Source organism: Natrarchaeobius chitinivorans, assembly GCF_003841505.1.
GTDB classification, from domain to species: Archaea; Halobacteriota; Halobacteria; order Halobacteriales; family Natrialbaceae; genus Natrarchaeobius; species Natrarchaeobius chitinivorans.
In genome coordinates this window covers 15,555-31,381 of sequence record NZ_REGA01000016.1, presented here as the reverse complement: position 1 = coordinate 31,381, position 15,827 = coordinate 15,555, and the positions used below count along the sequence as shown (strand labels likewise).

The window sequence follows — 15,827 nt, the reverse complement described above, 5'->3', positions numbered from 1 at the left end:
CGGCGCACCCGCGATCCGGGCGGCGGGTGCGCCCGTAAACGGTTACAGTTAGGGATTATCGTAGCCTCCCGGAGATCTCGAAACCGGGCCTCCGACACTGTGTCTCGGTTCTTTAGCGGCAAACTATGAACTCCTACGATAATCCCTAAGTACTCCGTATCAGTTCGTCCGACTCCCGACCCAGTCACACTCGAGACAGGCGTCGATTCCCTGAACGTTAGTGAGCGTCGCTTCACAGCGGGGACAGTGTCTCGTCCCGCAGTGGCGCGGTTGTAGCATACCGGACCGATCGAAGTCGACGATTATAAAGATATCTGACGACAATCGTCGAACTCACCTCGAGGCTACGGAGATCGATCCGACGCTCGAGCGGTCTGCATCGCTCGGCTGTTGTACGCCGAGCCGACCTCCCCCCGCGAGTCGAGGGCGATCACGCCGGCGCTCGAGCCCGTGAGTTCCGCGAACTCCTCGATCGCGAGGTCGGCGGCCGCCTGGGCCCCGAGGCCGCGTTCGACGTGGCTCGCGACGCGACGGGAGAGAGTCACGCGGGCGATGTCCTCGCCGGCACCCGTGGCGCTGACGGCGGCCGCCGGCGAGCAGTAAAAGCCACAGCCGACCTGCGGAACGTCACCGACCCGTCCCGCGAGTGCGAGCCAGCGGCCGCCGGTCGACGTCGCCGCCGCGAGACGGTCGCCGTCGAGCGCGACCGCGCCGACGGTGTCGTGGTCGTGGTCGTCCCATCGGCCGTCGTCGTCGGTATCGCGCTGTGGACGATCGTTTCCGTCCGGATCCGATCGGCCGTACCGCCCGCGGATCCACTCGAGTTCCGACCGAACTCCACCCTTTCCTCGCTCGGATGAGTCGTCGCTCCACTTCTCGCGAGTGCGGTCGGTCCAGAGATCGACGTCCGTTTCGACCCCGTAGGCGTCGGCCAGCGAGACGGCGTGTTCGCCGGAGACGAACCCGTGTGGGGTCTCCTTCATGACGATCCGCGCGACGCGAACGGCGTGCTCGACGTTCGGCATCGAACAGGCCGCACCGACCGCTCGGTCGTCGGTCATGATCCCCGCGTCGGTCCGGATGGTCCCGTCGCTCTGGACCGCGCTTCCGACGCCGGCGTTGAACCGCGGTGAGGACTCGAGGACGGCCACTGCAGCCTCGACGGCGTCGACCGGGTTGGACTGATCAACGCCGGCGTCGGCCGCCCGCTCGAGGACGGCGCGTCTCGGTTCGGGTTCGTCGGGAACGGTTCCGGCACCGCCGTGGACGAGTACCTGCATGCACCCACCTCTGGGCTGATCGGTATAATGCCTGGCGAGTGACCGGTCGGATGAGACAAAACCCCCACACTTACGACGAGGCGTTGTGAATCATCGGCGACGATGTCGCCGGTCGCTCTGCTCGTTGCATTCTGTGTGACGATGTCGGTTATCGCAGTCGGGCGACTGGTGACAACCGACGACCGGGACCCCGTCGACGTCGGAACGACGATCGTCGTCGTCGCGATTTCGCTGCTCGCCGCGTGGTGGGTTGGAATTGGCGAATCGTGGTTCCCCGCTCCCGTGGGTGGGCTAACACTGGCTGTCGGTGTGTTGCTGGGTGCTATCGGAATGTTCGCGATCGCTCGCCACTGGAATCAGCCGAACCCGAACCCGCACACAGAACGCGGAGTTGCGGATGGAGACGGGGACGTGGCGGCCGAGGACGAACGGGTCGAGCAGTAGTTCGACGAGCGGTCTCCTCCGTTGAGCAGTTGTCCGTCATTACCCTCCGTTGAGCAGTCGTCCGTCATTGTCCTCCGTTGAGCAGTTGTCCGTCCGAGTGTTCCCCGCCCATTAGAGTAATCGTTGAACCAATTCGATCCGCTTACAGAGAACGACGAGCGGCTGTCTTCGTAGCCACGCACTTTCTGCCCCAGTCGTTTTCGCCCCGCAGGCCCACGTACTGAGGATGCGGCACATCCAGGTCACGGTTCCCGTCGGGAAACGGGAGGCGGTACTCGACCTGCTGGACGAGGAGGGAATCGATTACGTCGTGACCGACGAGACCAGTACTCGCGAGTACGATTCGATCGTCACGTTTCCGGTCCCGACGAACGCCGTCGAATCGATCCTCGATTCGCTCCAGGACGCCGGAATCGACGAGGAGTCGTACACCGTCGTCGTCGACGCGGAGACGGTTATCTCACAGAAATTCGACGCCCTTCAAGAGGAGTACGCGACCGAAACCGTCGAAGAGGAACAGATCTCGAGACAGGAACTGCTCACCCGGGCGGACGAACTGACGCCGACGTTCAGCGTGTTCCTCGCGATGACGGTGATCAGTGCAGTCGTCGCGACCGTCGGACTTCTGCTGGACTCGCCGGCTGTCGTCGTCGGCTCGATGGTCATCGCACCGTTGATCGGTCCGGCGCTTTCCGCGGCGATCGGGACCGTCGTCAACGATCGGGAGGTGTTTGCTACCGGGATGCGCTATCAGTTTACCGGCGTGTTCAGCGGTATCGCCGCCGCAGCGCTCGTCGCCTGGCTGTTCCAGGCGCTGTTTCTTGTTCCGCCCGGTGCCGAGATTACCGAGATAGACGAGATCGTCGAACGGATCGCACCGGAACTGCTTTTGTTACCCGTCGCGCTCGGGGCCGGCGCTGCGGGGATTCTCAGCCTCGCGACCGGCTTTTCGATCGCGATCGTTGGCGTGATGATCGCCGCTGCACTCGTCCCGCCGATGGCTGCGGCCGGCATCGCCATCGCCTACGGCCTCCCCGTCGCCGCGCTCGGATCGACGGTACTCGTCCTGGTGAACCTCCTCGGTGTCAACCTCGCCGGCCTCCTGACGCTTCGATACATGGGGTATCGGCCCGGCAGCGTGTTCGAGGTTTCGACGGCCCAGCGTCAGTTTTTCAAGCAGGTGGCCGTCTTCGTCGTCATCATCTTCCTCCTCTCGTTGTTTCTCACCGGGATGACGTACTCCTCCTATCAGATCTCGGAGTTCGAAGGAACGGCGACCCAGGAGACCGAGGACGTCCTCGCCGAGTACGACGACATGTCGCTTCTCGAGCTCGAGGTCGAAGTTCGCGAGCAGGGACTGCCGTTCGACGCCTCCCTCGACGCCACACAGCAGATCGACGTCGTGGTAATCGAAATCGGCGGCCCACCGGGCGTGTACGACGCCGTCGCCGTCGAGACGCTCGAGGAACGGATAAACGCCCACACGGCCGGCGAAACCGACGTCCAGGTCCGGTTCGTCACGATCGGTGGGGCCGAACTCGAGACGCCGACGGAGACCGACGAGCCGGTCACGGGAACGTAGTCACGCCTCGGACGGATCCCTGTAGGACGTACCGGTGGGTTAGCGTCGACGTATGGGAGCAAATCAACACGCGAGGTCGTACGAACGGCACTACCCCGATCGAACCAGTTCGACCTCGTCGGACCCACAGCGAGGGCAGTGCTGGTGTGGGGAGTCGCTGTAACTCGACCCACAGCCCGGACACCGCTTGCGATCCGTCTCGAGCCCGGGCGTCCCGCAAACGCCACAGAGCACTCGAGACGCCCTGAAGTAGGCCGTACAGGACGTACATCTGTATGTCCCCCGCATACGTCTCCAACGGGGGGCGCAGTGAAATGAATTTGGCCGACGAAAACGAATCTGGCCGGCGAAAGCGGATTCGGCCGGCGATTCGATATCCGCGCGTGTCAAACGGACGGTCTCGTGGAGTCTTCCTGTCGATCGATTTACTCGAGATCGGGTGGCCCGTCGGTGACTACCCAGAGTACGAACTGGTCCCGTACTCACGGCCGCGTCGGATTTATACCCGACTCGTCCCTAGGACCGTCCGTGAGTACGCGAACGAGTGCGCTCGATGCGGTCGTCTTCGGAGTCGACGTCCAGAGCGGTGACGTGCGTGGTGATGCGCCCTCCTACGCACTGGTCGAGTACGACGGCGACGAAATCGATCGCGACGTCGTCTCCCACCGAAAACTCCGGCGATTGATCGACGACGTGGAGCCGGCGATCGTCGCGACGGACAATATGTACGAACTGGCGGCGGACAAAGACCAGCTCGTTCACTTTCTCGGCTCGCTTCCTGCAGGGACCAGGCTGGTTCAGGTGACGGGAGACGAGCGGCCGGAGCCCCTCTCTCGGGTCGCGAAACGTCACGGCATTCCCTACGGGAAAGAGCCGATGAAAGAAGCGGAGGCCGCGGCTCGACTGGCCGCCCACAACGTCGGCTACGAGGTGTCCGCGTTTACCGACACGACCGAAGTCAAGGTCTCGAGGGGGCGGTCGACCGGCAGCGGCGGCTGGAGCGAGGACCGGTACACCCGTCGCATCCACGGTTCGGTCAAGCGCCGCTCCCGCGAAGTCGAGTCCGATCTCGAGGAGGCGAACCTCGAGTACGAGAAAGACGTTCGCGAGTCCTACGGCGGCTACGCGAACGCGGTGTTCACCGTCGAGGCGCGTCCGAGCGACATCCCCGTCTCCCGGGAGCGCTCGGGCGACGTTCGCGTCGAGATCGAACGGACGCGCCGGGACGGCATCGAGTTTCGCCCGCTCGCGAAGCGGCGGGATCACGTCATCGTCGGCATCGATCCCGGAACGACGACCGCCGTCGCGATCGTCTCGCTCGAGGGGGAGGTACTCGACGTCTGGAGTTCGCGAACGAGCGACGCCGCCGACGTGATCGAGTGGATCGTCGAACGCGGTCGGCCGATCGTCGTCGCCGCGGACGTGACGCCGATGCCCGAGACGGTCGAGAAGTTCCGGCGCAGTTTCGACGCCGCGGGGTGGAAGCCGACCCGCGACCTTCCGATCGACGAGAAACAACACCGGACCCGGGACCACGCCTACGAGGACGACCACCAGCGCGACGCGATGGCGGCCGCGCTGTACGCGTTCGACGCCCACGAGGACCAGTTCGAACGCATCTCGACGAAGCTCCCGCCGGGAATCGACCGGGGCGACGTCATCGCCCGCGTCGTCGCCGGCGAGGAGAGCGTCGAAGCCGTCCTCGCCGATCTGAACGACGACGAGGACTCCGAGGAGGACTCGACCGGCCACGAACCCAGAGAGCTCACCGAGGAAGAACGCCGGATCAAGGATCTCGAGCGACAGGTCGAGCGCCTCCAGTCACACGTCGAAACCCTCGAGGGTCGCATCGAGGAGAAAGACGACCGGATCGACGAACTCGAGGGCGAACTCGACGCCGCTCGCCGGGAAGAACGCAAGGAGGTCCGACGGAACCGCGAGGTAACGCGCCACCGGCGCAAGGCCGAGCGCCTCGAGTACGAACGCGACGAGGCCCGCGAGAGAGTCGAGGCGCTCGAGGACAAAGTCGACCGGATGAAGGCGCTGTGGAAGCTGGATCACTCGAATTTCAGCGACGTCTCCGCGGAGAAAGAGGGTCTCGTTCCGGTCAAGGTCGTCGAGAAGTTCACCAAAGGCGCAATTCGCGAAGCAGACGACCAGTACGGAATCGCGGTCGACGACGTCGTCTACCTGCGCGATGCGAGCGGCGCGGGCCGGTCGACGGCCGAACTGCTCGCGGAGTTCGACCCTCGAGTCGTCCTGAAAGACGGCGGGCTCTCCGACGTCGCCGACGAGATTCTCTTCGAAGCCGACATCCCGGTGGGGCCGGCCGGCGACGTCGCGATGCAGGAAGTCGACGAACTCGCCGTCGCCCGCGAAGACGACGTCGAAGCGGTCATCGACGACTGGCACGAACTGGCAGAGGAACGCGAGCTAGATCGGAAAGCGGCGATGGTCGACCAGCTCATCAGCGAACACCGGGCCGGAAGCGACGAAGTGTGATACGGATCGGTGTCGCGTTTGCCGATTCGTATACTGTCGGACAGAAGTCAGTGAGGTCGCGGAATCACGGCCGTCAGCCTCGGGGACGGCCGCAGTAGCGCGACCGATCTTCAAATAGTTCCATCCGACAGTATATCAGAACATTCCGAAGCTCTGGAGCATGCTCGTGATTAGCGATTTCACGACCAGTCCCATCCCCGCGAGTATCAACGCGATCCCCGCAGCGATGATCCAGTTTGCGTACGCCACAACCGCAATGCCGGCGAGCAAGACGAGGATACCGACGATTCCGAGCGGACCGATAGTATCGAGCATGTCGGAGGACTCGAGGGAAGGGACGTAAAACGCGTGGTTTCGTCGATCCGAACCGACACGATAGCGTGACGTTCTCTCGAGCGGATCGATAAAGGGTTAAACGGCTCGGACGTAAATCTCGAGCCATGAGCGACGACGGCGAGGGCGGTCGGAAGAACCTTCGGATGCCCGAAGACGACGAGGTCTTCGCGACCGTCACCAACATGCTCGGGGCGAATCGAGTGAAAGTACGGTGTGCGGACGGGACAGAGCGGACCGCACGCATTCCCGGCAAGATGCAAAAGCGCATCTGGATCCGCGAGGACGACGTCGTACTCGTCGAACCCTGGGACTGGCAAGACGAGAAGGCCGACATCACCTGGCGCTACGAGAAGAGCGACGCCGACCAGCTTCGCCGAGAAGGCCACATTCAATAGTTGACGCGGTTGAACGTTCGTTTTCGCACGCGTACTCGAGTCCGAGCCGTGGCTCCGCGCTCGAGGTCCGGGTAACACACCGGTTTCGTCTCGGAGCCCGCCACTCCGATTTCTTCACTGCACACCAAAAATTATATTATTTCTCGTCTGAATCATCGTGATGGAAGCCACGCGCTCCAGAATGCGGACGCGGGGGCGTGCGTACGAAACGCCCCGGGTGCGAGCACACCCGAGACGGGTGGCTTCCAAGCGGACACTTGGCTGCCATGCTTTCGTTACTGCCACCGAGACAAAAAGCTCTCGCACGACGACGGCGTATCGGCATCGATCGACCTGCGGCTCCGGACGGCGGCCACCGCGCCGGGAGCCACACCGACCGACGACGCTCGAGGCGACGAGCGGGGAGGCGTCCCCGATGAGTCACGGACGAGACGTCGCCGACGGGACGGGCGTCGACGGTTCGTCCGAAACCGACTGCGATCGCTGTGGGAAACGCGTTCGGGACGACCGGGTGATCCGCCTCTCGAGCGATCCGTGTTTCGAACTCTCCGGGCGGTACGAAGCCGTCACCGAGACGTGCTGTTCCGACTGCATCGCCGGCATCGGGCTGCTGGCGTTTACGGCCGAGGCTCGCGCGTACTCGCCGTCCGGGTCGGAGTGACGGCCGCTCGAGGCGCTGTTCTCTCGAGCAACTGGCCGAGACGGTCAGTTTCGCGTCTCGAAGCGCCTGCTGACGCTCGAACGTCCGTTCGAAGACCGGGCTCATACGGGATGAGACAGTGATACAGCGGCGAGATCGGGGTTGGTTTCGCCCGCCCGGCAATGGACGGTCCGTCTCACTCGGCGAGTTGCGGTCCCGCGAGGCCGACCTAGCCGAGTTCCTCGTCGAGGATCAGTCGGGTCTTCGTACTGACGACCTCCTCCTGGTCTCGAGCCTGCGTGATGAGGTCGTTGACCCCGCGCGTGTCGGCGGCGTCGACGACGAGAACGATGTCCTGTTCGCCCGAGACCATCCAGACGAAGTCGACTTCCTCCCAGGTCGCCATCCGTTCCGAGATAGCTTTCGTATCGACGTCGACGGCAACGCTGATCTCGACCATCGCCTTGACGTTCCCCGTCCGCGTCGAGATCGTAAAGCGCTCGATGATCTCGTCGTCCATCATCCGCTCGACGCGGTTGCGAACGGTTCCCTCGCTCGTCCCGACTTCGTCCGCGATCTCGGTGTACGGCGTCCGGGCGTCTCGGCGGAGAATATCGAGGATCTGTCGGTCCAGGTCGTCCATAGAGATTCGAGACTACGATCAGGCCCCACTTACCGATTACGAATTTCGTAACTCAGCTTCGAAGACAACACTTATGGAGGTGTGCCCGATACGTAGATCGTAATGACAGCGGCCTACGTTGCACTGGAAGGTGGCCACGTACTCGAGGGACGTGGTCGTTCTCCGGGCACGGCTCGCGGAGAACTGGTTTTCACGACGGCGTACACAGGATACGAGGAGAGCCTGACCGATCCCTCCTACGAGGAGCAGGTGCTCACCTTCTCGTACCCGTTGATCGGCAACTACGGCGTCCGGGAAGAGCGGTTCGAGGACGACCGCGTCCACCCCCGCGCGGTGCTCGCCAAAGAACTCACCACCGACGTCGTCGACTGGCTCGAGAGCGAGGGCGTTCCCTCCGTCGACCACCTCGACACGCGCGAGGTCGTCACCGACATCCGCGACGGCGGCGCGATGAAGTGTGGCATCGCCGTCGGCGAGGACGTCACCGAAGAGGACGCACTCGAGCAACTCGGGCAGTGTAAGGGGATGAGCGAACACACCGACATCGGCGCGCAGGTCAGCGTCGACGAACCGGTCGTCCACGGCGCGGACAACGCCGGTCCCGACGTCGCGCTCGTCGACTGCGGAGCGAAGGGCTCGATCGTCGACTCGCTGGTCGCTCGCGACGCGACCGTCCACGTCCTGCCCTACGACGTGAGCGAGGCGGACGTCGCCGCGATCGACCCGGACGTCCTGTTCATCTCGAACGGCCCCGGCGACCCCGCCAACTACGAAGAAGCGATCTCGCTCGTCCGGGCGTTCGTCGAGGACACCCCCGTCGCGGGCATCTGTCTCGGCCAGCAGATCGTCGCCGAGGCGCTCGGTGGCACCACCGAGAAGATGGCCTTCGGCCACCGCGGCGTCAACCAGCCCGTCCTCGACCTCGAGTCCGGACAGGTCGTGATGACCACCCAGAATCACGGCTACACCGTCGCCGAACCGGGCGATCACCTCGAGATCACCCAGATCAACGTCAACGACGACACGCCGGAGGGTCTCGACGGCCTCGAGTACGACGTCCTCACCCGTCAGTACCACCCCGAAGCGAATCCGGGGCCGGAGGACACCCTCGACTTTTTCGACGACGTCCTCGCGATGGCACCCGCGAAGACGACCACGGCCGTTCCAGCCGACGACTGATACGGTTTACTGTCGGTCATTTCCGGCGCACCCGCGACCCGAGGTCGGGTGTGCCGGCACATCGTGACAGGAACCCGTCCGATGCGATCTGCTGACGACTGATTGCTCTGCTGTCCGTCAGTTCCCGGGCCGTTCAGTGGGTTCACCTGGCGTGATACTGGAAGTTGCGTGACGGAACGAGGCGTTACCGGGGTCGATCGCCGAGATGCGTACGGTCTGTTGGCACGATATACCGGAGAACCTCGACTCGCCTGGGGCCGTACGGCAATGACTTACAGCGGACCGTATCGATCAGTGAGTCCGAGCGGCTCGCCGAGCATACTCACCCGGTGTCCTCGAAGCCGTAGACGACCTCCACGGAGGCGGTCACGGTGACGAGTCCGGAGTCGATCTCGGTGCTCGGCCCCGCGTCGTCGGCGACGTCCGCTTCCGCCGCGAGATAACTGGTGTCCGCTCGAACGGGAACGACGTCGACGTTTCTGGTCGACACGGACTTCGTGCCGGTGATCGAGACGCCGCGGTTGTCCGCGATGTACTGGGCCTCCTGGTCGGCGTTCTCGAGGGCGTGCTCGAGCGCTTCGTTTCGGAGTTCGGCCCGTTTCTCGTCGCTCAGGCCGAAGTTGATTCGGCCGACGTTGTCGGCTCCAGCCTCGGCGGCTGCGTCGACGACGTCACCGACACTGTCGACGTCGTCGAGGCGAATCCGGAACGTGTGTGTCCCCTCGTATCGGCTGCCGTTTCGCTCGGGTCGGATACTGTACCGCCCCGATTCGACGTCGTCGTCGGGAATTCCGAGTTCGTCGAACGCGTCTCGCAACGTCTCGGCCCGTTCGGCGAGTTCGGTTTCGACGTCTTCGGCGCTCTCGCCGGTCACCTCGACGCCGACCCGGAGTCGGGCTTCGTCCGGCTCGGTTTCGACTTCGCCGTTCGCGCTCACCTCGATCGTTCGCTCCATCGACCCGTCGGCCGCGCCGTCGATTCGGGCCTCGGGGCCCGCACTCGAGTCGCTTCCGAGAACGCTATCCATGCAGCCGGCGGTCGCAGCGGCGATGCCGACCGTCGATGCGGCGAGGAACTGTCGTCGATCCATACCTCGAGTATCGGTCGAGGATGACATACCCCTTCGCCAAACTAAAACGTCTCTTTCACCGGTTTCGACGGCCGGTATCGTACTTCCTTCGACGGCCGGCACAGCACTTCCTTCGACAGCCGGCATCGCACTTATGTCCGCTCGCGTGATAGTCCGCGTCTATGGCTGGTGATCGCCTCCTCGTTCCGGTCGCGAATCCGGAGACTGCCGACCGGCTCCTCGATACGGCCGTCGACCTCGCAGCGGATCGCGATCTCGAGATCGTGGTCCTCACCGTCGTCACCGTCCCGATGCAACTCTCGCTCGTCCAGGCACGACAGTCACTCGACGTCGAGGACGAGGAGGAACTCGTAAGCGACGCGGTCGAGCGCGTTCGCGGGTACGACGTCGACGCGTCCGGACGCGTGCGGTTCGGCCGAAGCGTCGCGAGCGGGATCTGTGGCGTCGCGGCGGACGTCGACGCCGAGGCGGTTCTGCTCGGGTGGCGCGGACGACCGCGTCGGCGTGACGTCGTCCTCGGGAGTTACATCGACGCCGTGCTGGCCGACGCGCCGTGTGACGTGCTGGTCGAACGCATCGATCGGGATCGAACCAGCGTGTCGTCCGTTCTCGTCCCCGTCGCCGGCGGGCCGCACACGGCGCTCGCTTCGTCGGTCGCCGGTTCGCTCGCTCGCGCGTACGACGCCCGCGTCGAACTTCTCACGGTCGTTCCCGACCGCACCGAGGAGGCCGTCTCCAGCGCTCGAGACATGTTGACGCGGACGTCACCGACGCTCGGGGCCGTCGAATCGGTCGAAGAAACCGTCCTCGAGGGACCGGTCGTCGACACCATCGTCGACCGGAGCGAGCTCCACGACGTCACGGTCGTCGGCGCTGCCGAGGGTGGGCTCTACCGGCGCGTTCTCGTCGGTGACGTTCCCGAGACCGTCGCTCGCGAAGCCGACGGCTCCGTCGTCATGGTCAAACGAAACGATCCCGTCTCGACCGCGCTGTGGCGGCGGGTTCGTGACCGCGTTGGCTCGGTGTTTCGCTAAGTACCCTCCAAGCGTCGACTGATGAGCGAAATCGGACCATACTGCTTGATCTCGCTCATCAGTTCAGGCCTGGGACGCCCCTAAGACCGTCCGCCGAGCCGCGCCGTCACCGAACGCAGCGACTGCGTCACTTCCGCCGGATGCGGGAGCCCGAGGCGGTAGCGGAACCGATCCTCCCGCTTGAACGGCTCGAAGACGACGGGTTCCTCGAGGGCCCAGACCCGGGCGCTCGAGCGGATTCCGTGGCGTCGACAGATCGCGTTCGCGGCCCGACGGCCGGCCTCGTTCGCCGACTCCATCGATGCCAGATCGGCGTTCGTCCGGACGTAGTCGCCCGCGATGGTAAGGTTCTCGACGCCGACGTCGGCCGGTGGCCGGTTGCGAAGCGAGCCGACGGTGTTGATCAAAAGCGGCGAGCGGTTCTCGACGCCGCCGTCGGTTTCGACGATCGCGGGATCGAGAAACCAGTCGACGAGCACGTCGTCGGTGAGTTGCGGTTCCGCGGCGTGGAGGTGTGCCCGGAGCTGGGCCCAGATCTCCGCCGCGATCTCCTCGCGGGTGCACTCCCGGGCCGGTTTGTCGTACAGGACCCCCGGCGTCGTCCAGTCGGAGGCGATCACCGAGAGGACGCCGGCGACGTCGTCCGGTCCCCGCTCTTCGAGATCGTAGTCGGTCCAGAACTGTCGCTGTGAGATCGACGTCAGCGCCCACGGCGAGTCGGTGTAGACCTGGTGGCCGGGACTCAACTCGAGGTCCACGGAGAGGTAAAACTGGATGCCGTTCATCCAGGCGGTCTCGAGGCGCTCGATCCGGCGGAGTTCCGGCGCGGCGCGAGCCAGTTCCGGTGTGACGAACGCCGGTGCGACGTCGACCGGAACCGCGAGGACGTACTCGTCGGCCGTCATCGCCGTCCCGTCGGTGAGTTCGACGCCGTCGATCCGCCGGCCATCGAACGAGATCGATCGGGCGGCGGTGTTCGGACGCAGGTCCACGCCGAGGCCCTCGAGGTGATCGAGCCAGGGGTCGATCCAGGCTTCGTTCGTCGGCGCGTTCAGGATCCGCTCGGTCGGTCTGGAGGGGTCGAGCTGTCCGAACAGCAACTGGAGGTAGATCGTCCCCATCGTCCGCGCGCTGGCAACCTGCGGTCTGAGCGCGACGAGCGACTGGGTCGTCGACGCGAGCCGATTCCGAAACGCCGGCGAGCGGTTCTCGGCGTCGGCGAACTCCCACCAGGAGACGTCGTCGAGTTCCTCCTCCCGGCGGCGCTCGCAAGAGGTCAGGAGGTACGCCAGCCGCTCGAGCAGGAAGTGTACGTCCCGGGCCGGCAACTCGTCGGAAAACGCCGGCCGGAGCGCCTCGAGCCAGCCGCGAACCGAGTCGGGCGTCCGCGTCTCGGCGACTCGATCGGGCCCGGTGGTGCTCGCGAGCAGCGTCGCCTCGGTCTCGACGAGGTTGTCCGCGACGGTACCGTTTCCGTCCGGAATTCGTGCCATCGTCTCGACGACGTGGCGGTAAAACGCGGGGAAGAACCGAAAGCCGTGCTCGCCGTGGAGCGGGGCGGGGCCGTCGTCGATCGGCATCGATCGCGCCTTCCCGCCGAAGCGGTCGTTGGCCTCGAGGACGGTAACGTCGACGCCGCACTCGGCGAGTTCGTGTGCCGCCGTGAGGCCGCCGATCCCCCCGCCGATTACGAGGGACGTGGTCATTATCACGCTCTACGGTAGCCAGCGAATTAACCGCCACCCCTAACGAGCTGGTTTCGACCGGATATCTCGGCTGCAAAACCGGTTTCGTGACTACGGTGAGTCGGGTAAACCGATCAGATCTCTCGGTGGGTGGCCGATACGTGGGTCTGCTTATCGACCGATTGGAGTTCTCTCATCCACTATTCTTAAGCCGAAACAGACACGAGTTCTTATATGTACGATCTGACCGGCTTTCAGCGCGACCTGCTGTACGTCAGTGCAGGCCTCGAGGAACCACACGGCTTAGCGATCAAGGATGAACTCGAGGACTACTACGAGAAGGAAATCCACCACGGCCGACTCTACCCGAACCTCGACACGCTAGTCGACAAGGGTCTCCTCGAGAAGGGAGAGGCCGATCGCCGTACGAACGTCTACTCGGTGACCCGACGCGGCAGCCGCGAGATCGAGGCCCGGCGTGACTGGGAACAGCAATACGTCGACGATCTGTTCGCTGACTAACCGCTATCGTACCAACTGCAACGATTTACACGCCCATCACCGATCCGTCTGGCGATCAGGTGTGCGATGTCTTGCAGTGGCTACTTTCGGCTCCGTTCCAGCTGGGCGACTGTCGGAGAACGCGTCTGGATTCGAGGGAGCTGTCTCCACCAGCGGTTGCGAGGAGGCCCACCATCCCATGACTTACCTGTGTGGGGGCATGCGGATACACGATGGCAGCACCAGATGTCCAGCAGCCGCTGTCGACTATCGGATGTGATGCGTGCCGTTCTGCCGTCCAGTCTGACGGGCACCAAGAGGTGTCGTTTCTCCTCCTGGACCAACTCACGATCCCCGTCCTCAGCTGTGACGAGCATCTCGAGGAGTTCTCGTCGGTCTGTGGATTAACCTCCGAGGACACAGCGGATCTCCTGCATCATCGACCGGCCGGCGGGGTACCGTGTCCCGGTTGCCGCCTCGCCCCGTACAATTCCTCCCATCCCCTGGTCCAGGTCCAGGACGGGGTGATCATCCCGATGGCGTGTCCGAAGCACCAGTCCGAGATCGTTCAGCGGTTCCACACGGGGATTCAGACGCACCACCAGTTGACAGCCGGCCTCGATACCACCACCTCCCTGTAAGGCTCGAGAGTTCGTTGGATCCGGAGCGACCGGGTGCCGTCCCACGTTCGCGCCGGTACCGACGTACAGTAACCCGTCTCAGTCGTGTCGGAACGACCGCTGGCCCGTAAACGCCATCGTCATGTCGTATTCCTCGGCCGCCGCGATCACGTCGTCGTCGTTGACCGAGCCGCCGGGCTGGACGACGGCCTCGATGCCCGCCTTCGCGGCCTCCTCGAGGCCGTCGGGGAACGGGAAGAAGGCGTCGGAGGCCATCACCGCGCCCTCGGCGTCCTTGCCCTCGGCGTGTTCCTCGGCTTTCATCGCCGCGAGCCGCACGGCGTCGACGCGTGACACCTGCCCCATGCCGATGCCGACCGTCTCGGTGCCGTCGGCGAAGAGGATGCCGTTCGATTTGACGTGCTTGAGCGTCTGCCAGGCGAAGACCATCGACTCGAGTTGCTCCTCGGTCGGCTCGCGTTCGGTGACGACCTCGAGGTCGTCGACCGAGATCGACTGGAGGTCCCGCTCCTGGACGAGTCGGCCGCCGACGAGCGGTTTCTCGGTGAATCGATCCGTCCGCTCGCCGAGTTCGCCGACGTCGAGTACGCGCAGGTTCTCCTTTTGACAGAGCACCTCGAGGGCGTCCTCGGCGTAGCCGGGCGCGACGACGACCTCCTTGAACGAGTCGACGATCGCCTCGGCGGTGGCCGCGTCACACTCGCGGTTGAGCGCGACGATGCCGCCGAATGCGCTCATCGGGTCCGTCGACAGGGCCTTCTCGTAGGCTTCCGCGAGCGAATCCGCCGTCGCACAGCCGGCCGGATTCGTGTGCTTGATCACCGCGGCGGCTGGCTCGTCGAACTCCTTGATCAGATTCAGCGCGCCGTCGGCGTCGTTGTAGTTGTTGTACGAGAGGTCCTTCGCGCCCTCGTTTAGCTGCTCGGCGTGGACGACGCTGGCTTCGTCGCAGGTGTAATCGGCGTACACCGCGGCGTCCTGGTGTGGGTTCTCCCCGTAACGCAGCGTATCGAGTCGGTCGCTCGAGGCGACGCGTCGGGACGGGAGGCCGTCGTGGTCGGCTCCGTCGGCGCTCGAGACGTCCGAACCGACCGTCACCTCGCCCTCGGCCGCGTTCACTTCGACCGCTCCCTCGGCGAACCACTTCACCGCACGCGGATACGCCCGGAACTCGCCCTCGTAGAGGACGCGCTCTTTCAGCGAATCGGCGTCGTCGCCCTCGTAGACCGCCACCGGCTCCTGGGTGACGATCGGTCCGGCGTCGATCTCTGCCTCGATTACGTCGCCGTTCTCGTCGGTCGCGTCCGTCACGACGTGGATCGTACAGCCGGTCACCGAGACGTCAGCGGAGAGCGCGTCGCCCCAGGCGTCGGCTCCCGGGAACGACGGCAGCAAGGACGGGTGGACGTTCAGCGTCGTCGGGGCCGACTCGAGGAACGTATCCGAGAGGATGCGCATGTAGCCGTCGAGACAGACCAGTTCGAACTCGTAGTCCGACAGCGCCTCGAGGACCGCTTCCTCGTGGTCGCCGCGGCTCATCTCCGCTTCGGGTTGGACGACTTCGGTCGGAATCCCCCGCTCGGCGGCGGCCTCGAGCACCGGCGCGTCCTCGCTCGTCGCGACGATTACTGCGAGTTCCGCTCCGCCCGGTCGTCGATCGGCGATGTTCAACAGGTTGCGCCCTCGGTTGCCGGCCATCCCGGCGATTCGCGTCATGGATAGATCGCCGCCCGCGAGGGGCAAAGTGGTTGCGGTCTCGAGCCCACCGATACCCACGATCGTGTATCGTTCGAGCCAAGATCGGTGAACAGTACGCTCGAGTATGCACGCTCGTGACTCTCACCGGGACGGGTTTCGACACGCTTTTGCACCGCG

16 protein-coding genes are annotated in these 15,827 nt (G+C 64.7%); 9 read left to right on the top strand and 7 right to left on the bottom strand.

What is annotated here, in order from left to right:
• Nucleotides 1–344 precede the first annotated feature (344 nt).
• Entirely contained in the window at nt 345–1,280 is a 936-nt protein-coding gene (locus EA473_RS16135; protein ID WP_124196684.1) for an isoaspartyl peptidase/L-asparaginase, read from the bottom strand.
• Between the two features lie 102 nt (nt 1,281–1,382).
• Here EA473_RS16135 and EA473_RS16130 point away from each other — a divergent pair, with 102 nt between their 5' ends.
• Together EA473_RS16130 and EA473_RS16125 are read left to right on the top strand one after the other, a co-directional pair.
• Nucleotides 1,383–1,724: a hypothetical protein gene (locus EA473_RS16130; RefSeq protein ID WP_207890202.1), complete on the top strand. Its 342-nt coding sequence runs from the start codon at nt 1,383–1,385 to the stop codon at nt 1,722–1,724.
• A gap of 226 nt (nt 1,725–1,950) precedes the next feature.
• Nucleotides 1,951–3,306 (top strand): TIGR00341 family protein, encoded by a 1,356-nt coding sequence (locus EA473_RS16125; protein WP_124196683.1) that lies wholly within the window; start codon nt 1,951–1,953, stop codon nt 3,304–3,306.
• A 90-nt stretch (nt 3,307–3,396) separates the two neighbouring features.
• Here EA473_RS16125 and EA473_RS16120 read toward each other — a convergent pair whose 3' ends face one another.
• Nucleotides 3,397–3,594, bottom strand: a complete 198-nt coding sequence (locus EA473_RS16120; protein ID WP_124196682.1) for a zinc ribbon domain-containing protein — start codon at nt 3,592–3,594, stop codon at nt 3,397–3,399.
• A 240-nt stretch (nt 3,595–3,834) separates the two neighbouring features.
• Here EA473_RS16120 and EA473_RS16115 point away from each other — a divergent pair, with 240 nt between their 5' ends.
• Nucleotides 3,835–5,808 (top strand): DUF460 domain-containing protein, encoded by a 1,974-nt coding sequence (locus tag EA473_RS16115; RefSeq protein ID WP_124196681.1) that lies wholly within the window; start codon nt 3,835–3,837, stop codon nt 5,806–5,808.
• 135 nt (nt 5,809–5,943) lie between these two features.
• Here the strand turns inward: EA473_RS16115 and EA473_RS16105 are convergent, their stop codons facing one another.
• Complete coding sequence (locus EA473_RS16105; protein WP_124196679.1) at nt 5,944–6,123, bottom strand: DUF7470 family protein; 180 nt, start codon at nt 6,121–6,123, stop codon at nt 5,944–5,946.
• Nucleotides 6,124–6,248: 125 nt separating this feature from the next.
• On the opposite strand from EA473_RS16105, the gene eif1A reads away from it, so the two are divergent.
• Both eif1A and EA473_RS16095 read left to right on the top strand, forming a co-directional pair.
• On the top strand, nt 6,249–6,539 hold the full coding sequence (gene eif1A, locus EA473_RS16100) for a translation initiation factor eIF-1A (protein WP_124196678.1): 291 nt from the start codon (nt 6,249–6,251) through the stop codon (nt 6,537–6,539).
• Nucleotides 6,540–6,954: 415 nt separating this feature from the next.
• A complete protein-coding gene (locus tag EA473_RS16095; RefSeq protein WP_124196677.1) occupies nt 6,955–7,200 on the top strand; it encodes a hypothetical protein in 246 nt (81 codons plus the stop codon).
• A gap of 208 nt (nt 7,201–7,408) precedes the next feature.
• Here EA473_RS16095 and EA473_RS16090 read toward each other — a convergent pair whose 3' ends face one another.
• Nucleotides 7,409–7,822 carry an Lrp/AsnC family transcriptional regulator gene (locus tag EA473_RS16090; RefSeq protein ID WP_124196676.1) on the bottom strand — a complete coding sequence of 138 codons (414 nt, stop codon included), beginning with the start codon at nt 7,820–7,822 and terminating at the stop codon, nt 7,409–7,411.
• Nucleotides 7,823–7,924: 102 nt separating this feature from the next.
• Between EA473_RS16090 and carA the strand changes: the two genes are divergently transcribed.
• Complete coding sequence (gene carA, locus EA473_RS16085) at nt 7,925–9,001, top strand: glutamine-hydrolyzing carbamoyl-phosphate synthase small subunit (RefSeq protein WP_124196675.1); 1,077 nt, start codon at nt 7,925–7,927, stop codon at nt 8,999–9,001.
• A 322-nt stretch (nt 9,002–9,323) separates the two neighbouring features.
• Here carA and EA473_RS16080 read toward each other — a convergent pair whose 3' ends face one another.
• A complete protein-coding gene (locus tag EA473_RS16080) occupies nt 9,324–10,091 on the bottom strand; it encodes an SIMPL domain-containing protein (protein WP_124196674.1) in 768 nt (255 codons plus the stop codon).
• 161 nt (nt 10,092–10,252) lie between these two features.
• Between EA473_RS16080 and EA473_RS16075 the strand changes: the two genes are divergently transcribed.
• Nucleotides 10,253–11,125, top strand: a complete 873-nt coding sequence (locus tag EA473_RS16075) for a universal stress protein (RefSeq protein WP_124196673.1) — start codon at nt 10,253–10,255, stop codon at nt 11,123–11,125.
• An 80-nt stretch (nt 11,126–11,205) separates the two neighbouring features.
• Here EA473_RS16075 and EA473_RS16070 read toward each other — a convergent pair whose 3' ends face one another.
• A complete protein-coding gene (locus EA473_RS16070; RefSeq protein WP_124196672.1) occupies nt 11,206–12,831 on the bottom strand; it encodes a hydroxysqualene dehydroxylase in 1,626 nt (541 codons plus the stop codon).
• A gap of 213 nt (nt 12,832–13,044) precedes the next feature.
• On the opposite strand from EA473_RS16070, the gene EA473_RS16065 reads away from it, so the two are divergent.
• The gene (locus tag EA473_RS16065; RefSeq protein WP_124196671.1) at nt 13,045–13,332 is read left to right on the top strand and encodes a PadR family transcriptional regulator; all 288 of its coding nucleotides are present in this window, start codon (nt 13,045–13,047) and stop codon (nt 13,330–13,332) included.
• A 212-nt stretch (nt 13,333–13,544) separates the two neighbouring features.
• A complete protein-coding gene (locus EA473_RS22600) occupies nt 13,545–13,952 on the top strand; it encodes a hypothetical protein (RefSeq protein ID WP_207890201.1) in 408 nt (135 codons plus the stop codon).
• A 78-nt stretch (nt 13,953–14,030) separates the two neighbouring features.
• Here EA473_RS22600 and purH read toward each other — a convergent pair whose 3' ends face one another.
• Nucleotides 14,031–15,668 carry a bifunctional phosphoribosylaminoimidazolecarboxamide formyltransferase/IMP cyclohydrolase gene (gene purH / locus EA473_RS16055; protein WP_124196670.1) on the bottom strand — a complete coding sequence of 546 codons (1,638 nt, stop codon included), beginning with the start codon at nt 15,666–15,668 and terminating at the stop codon, nt 14,031–14,033.
• Nucleotides 15,669–15,827: the final 159 nt, after the last annotated feature.

Coding starts and splice junctions, on each gene's coding strand:
- EA473_RS16135 (WP_124196684.1), bottom strand. CDS start 1,280: ATGCAGGTACTCGTCCACGGCGGTGCCGGAACCGTTCCCGACGAACCC.
- EA473_RS16130 (WP_207890202.1), top strand. CDS start 1,383: ATGTCGCCGGTCGCTCTGCTCGTTGCATTCTGTGTGACGATGTCGGTT.
- EA473_RS16125 (WP_124196683.1), top strand. CDS start 1,951: ATGCGGCACATCCAGGTCACGGTTCCCGTCGGGAAACGGGAGGCGGTA.
- EA473_RS16120 (WP_124196682.1), bottom strand. CDS start 3,594: ATGCGGGGGACATACAGATGTACGTCCTGTACGGCCTACTTCAGGGCG.
- EA473_RS16105 (WP_124196679.1), bottom strand. CDS start 6,123: ATGCTCGATACTATCGGTCCGCTCGGAATCGTCGGTATCCTCGTCTTG.
- eif1A (WP_124196678.1), top strand. CDS start 6,249: ATGAGCGACGACGGCGAGGGCGGTCGGAAGAACCTTCGGATGCCCGAA.
- EA473_RS16095 (WP_124196677.1), top strand. CDS start 6,955: ATGAGTCACGGACGAGACGTCGCCGACGGGACGGGCGTCGACGGTTCG.
- EA473_RS16090 (WP_124196676.1), bottom strand. CDS start 7,822: ATGGACGACCTGGACCGACAGATCCTCGATATTCTCCGCCGAGACGCC.
- carA (WP_124196675.1), top strand. CDS start 7,925: ATGACAGCGGCCTACGTTGCACTGGAAGGTGGCCACGTACTCGAGGGA.
- EA473_RS16080 (WP_124196674.1), bottom strand. CDS start 10,091: ATGGATCGACGACAGTTCCTCGCCGCATCGACGGTCGGCATCGCCGCT.
- EA473_RS16075 (WP_124196673.1), top strand. CDS start 10,253: ATGGCTGGTGATCGCCTCCTCGTTCCGGTCGCGAATCCGGAGACTGCC.
- EA473_RS16070 (WP_124196672.1), bottom strand. CDS start 12,831: ATGACCACGTCCCTCGTAATCGGCGGGGGGATCGGCGGCCTCACGGCG.
- EA473_RS16065 (WP_124196671.1), top strand. CDS start 13,045: ATGTACGATCTGACCGGCTTTCAGCGCGACCTGCTGTACGTCAGTGCA.
- EA473_RS22600 (WP_207890201.1), top strand. CDS start 13,545: ATGGCAGCACCAGATGTCCAGCAGCCGCTGTCGACTATCGGATGTGAT.
- purH (WP_124196670.1), bottom strand. CDS start 15,668: ATGACGCGAATCGCCGGGATGGCCGGCAACCGAGGGCGCAACCTGTTG.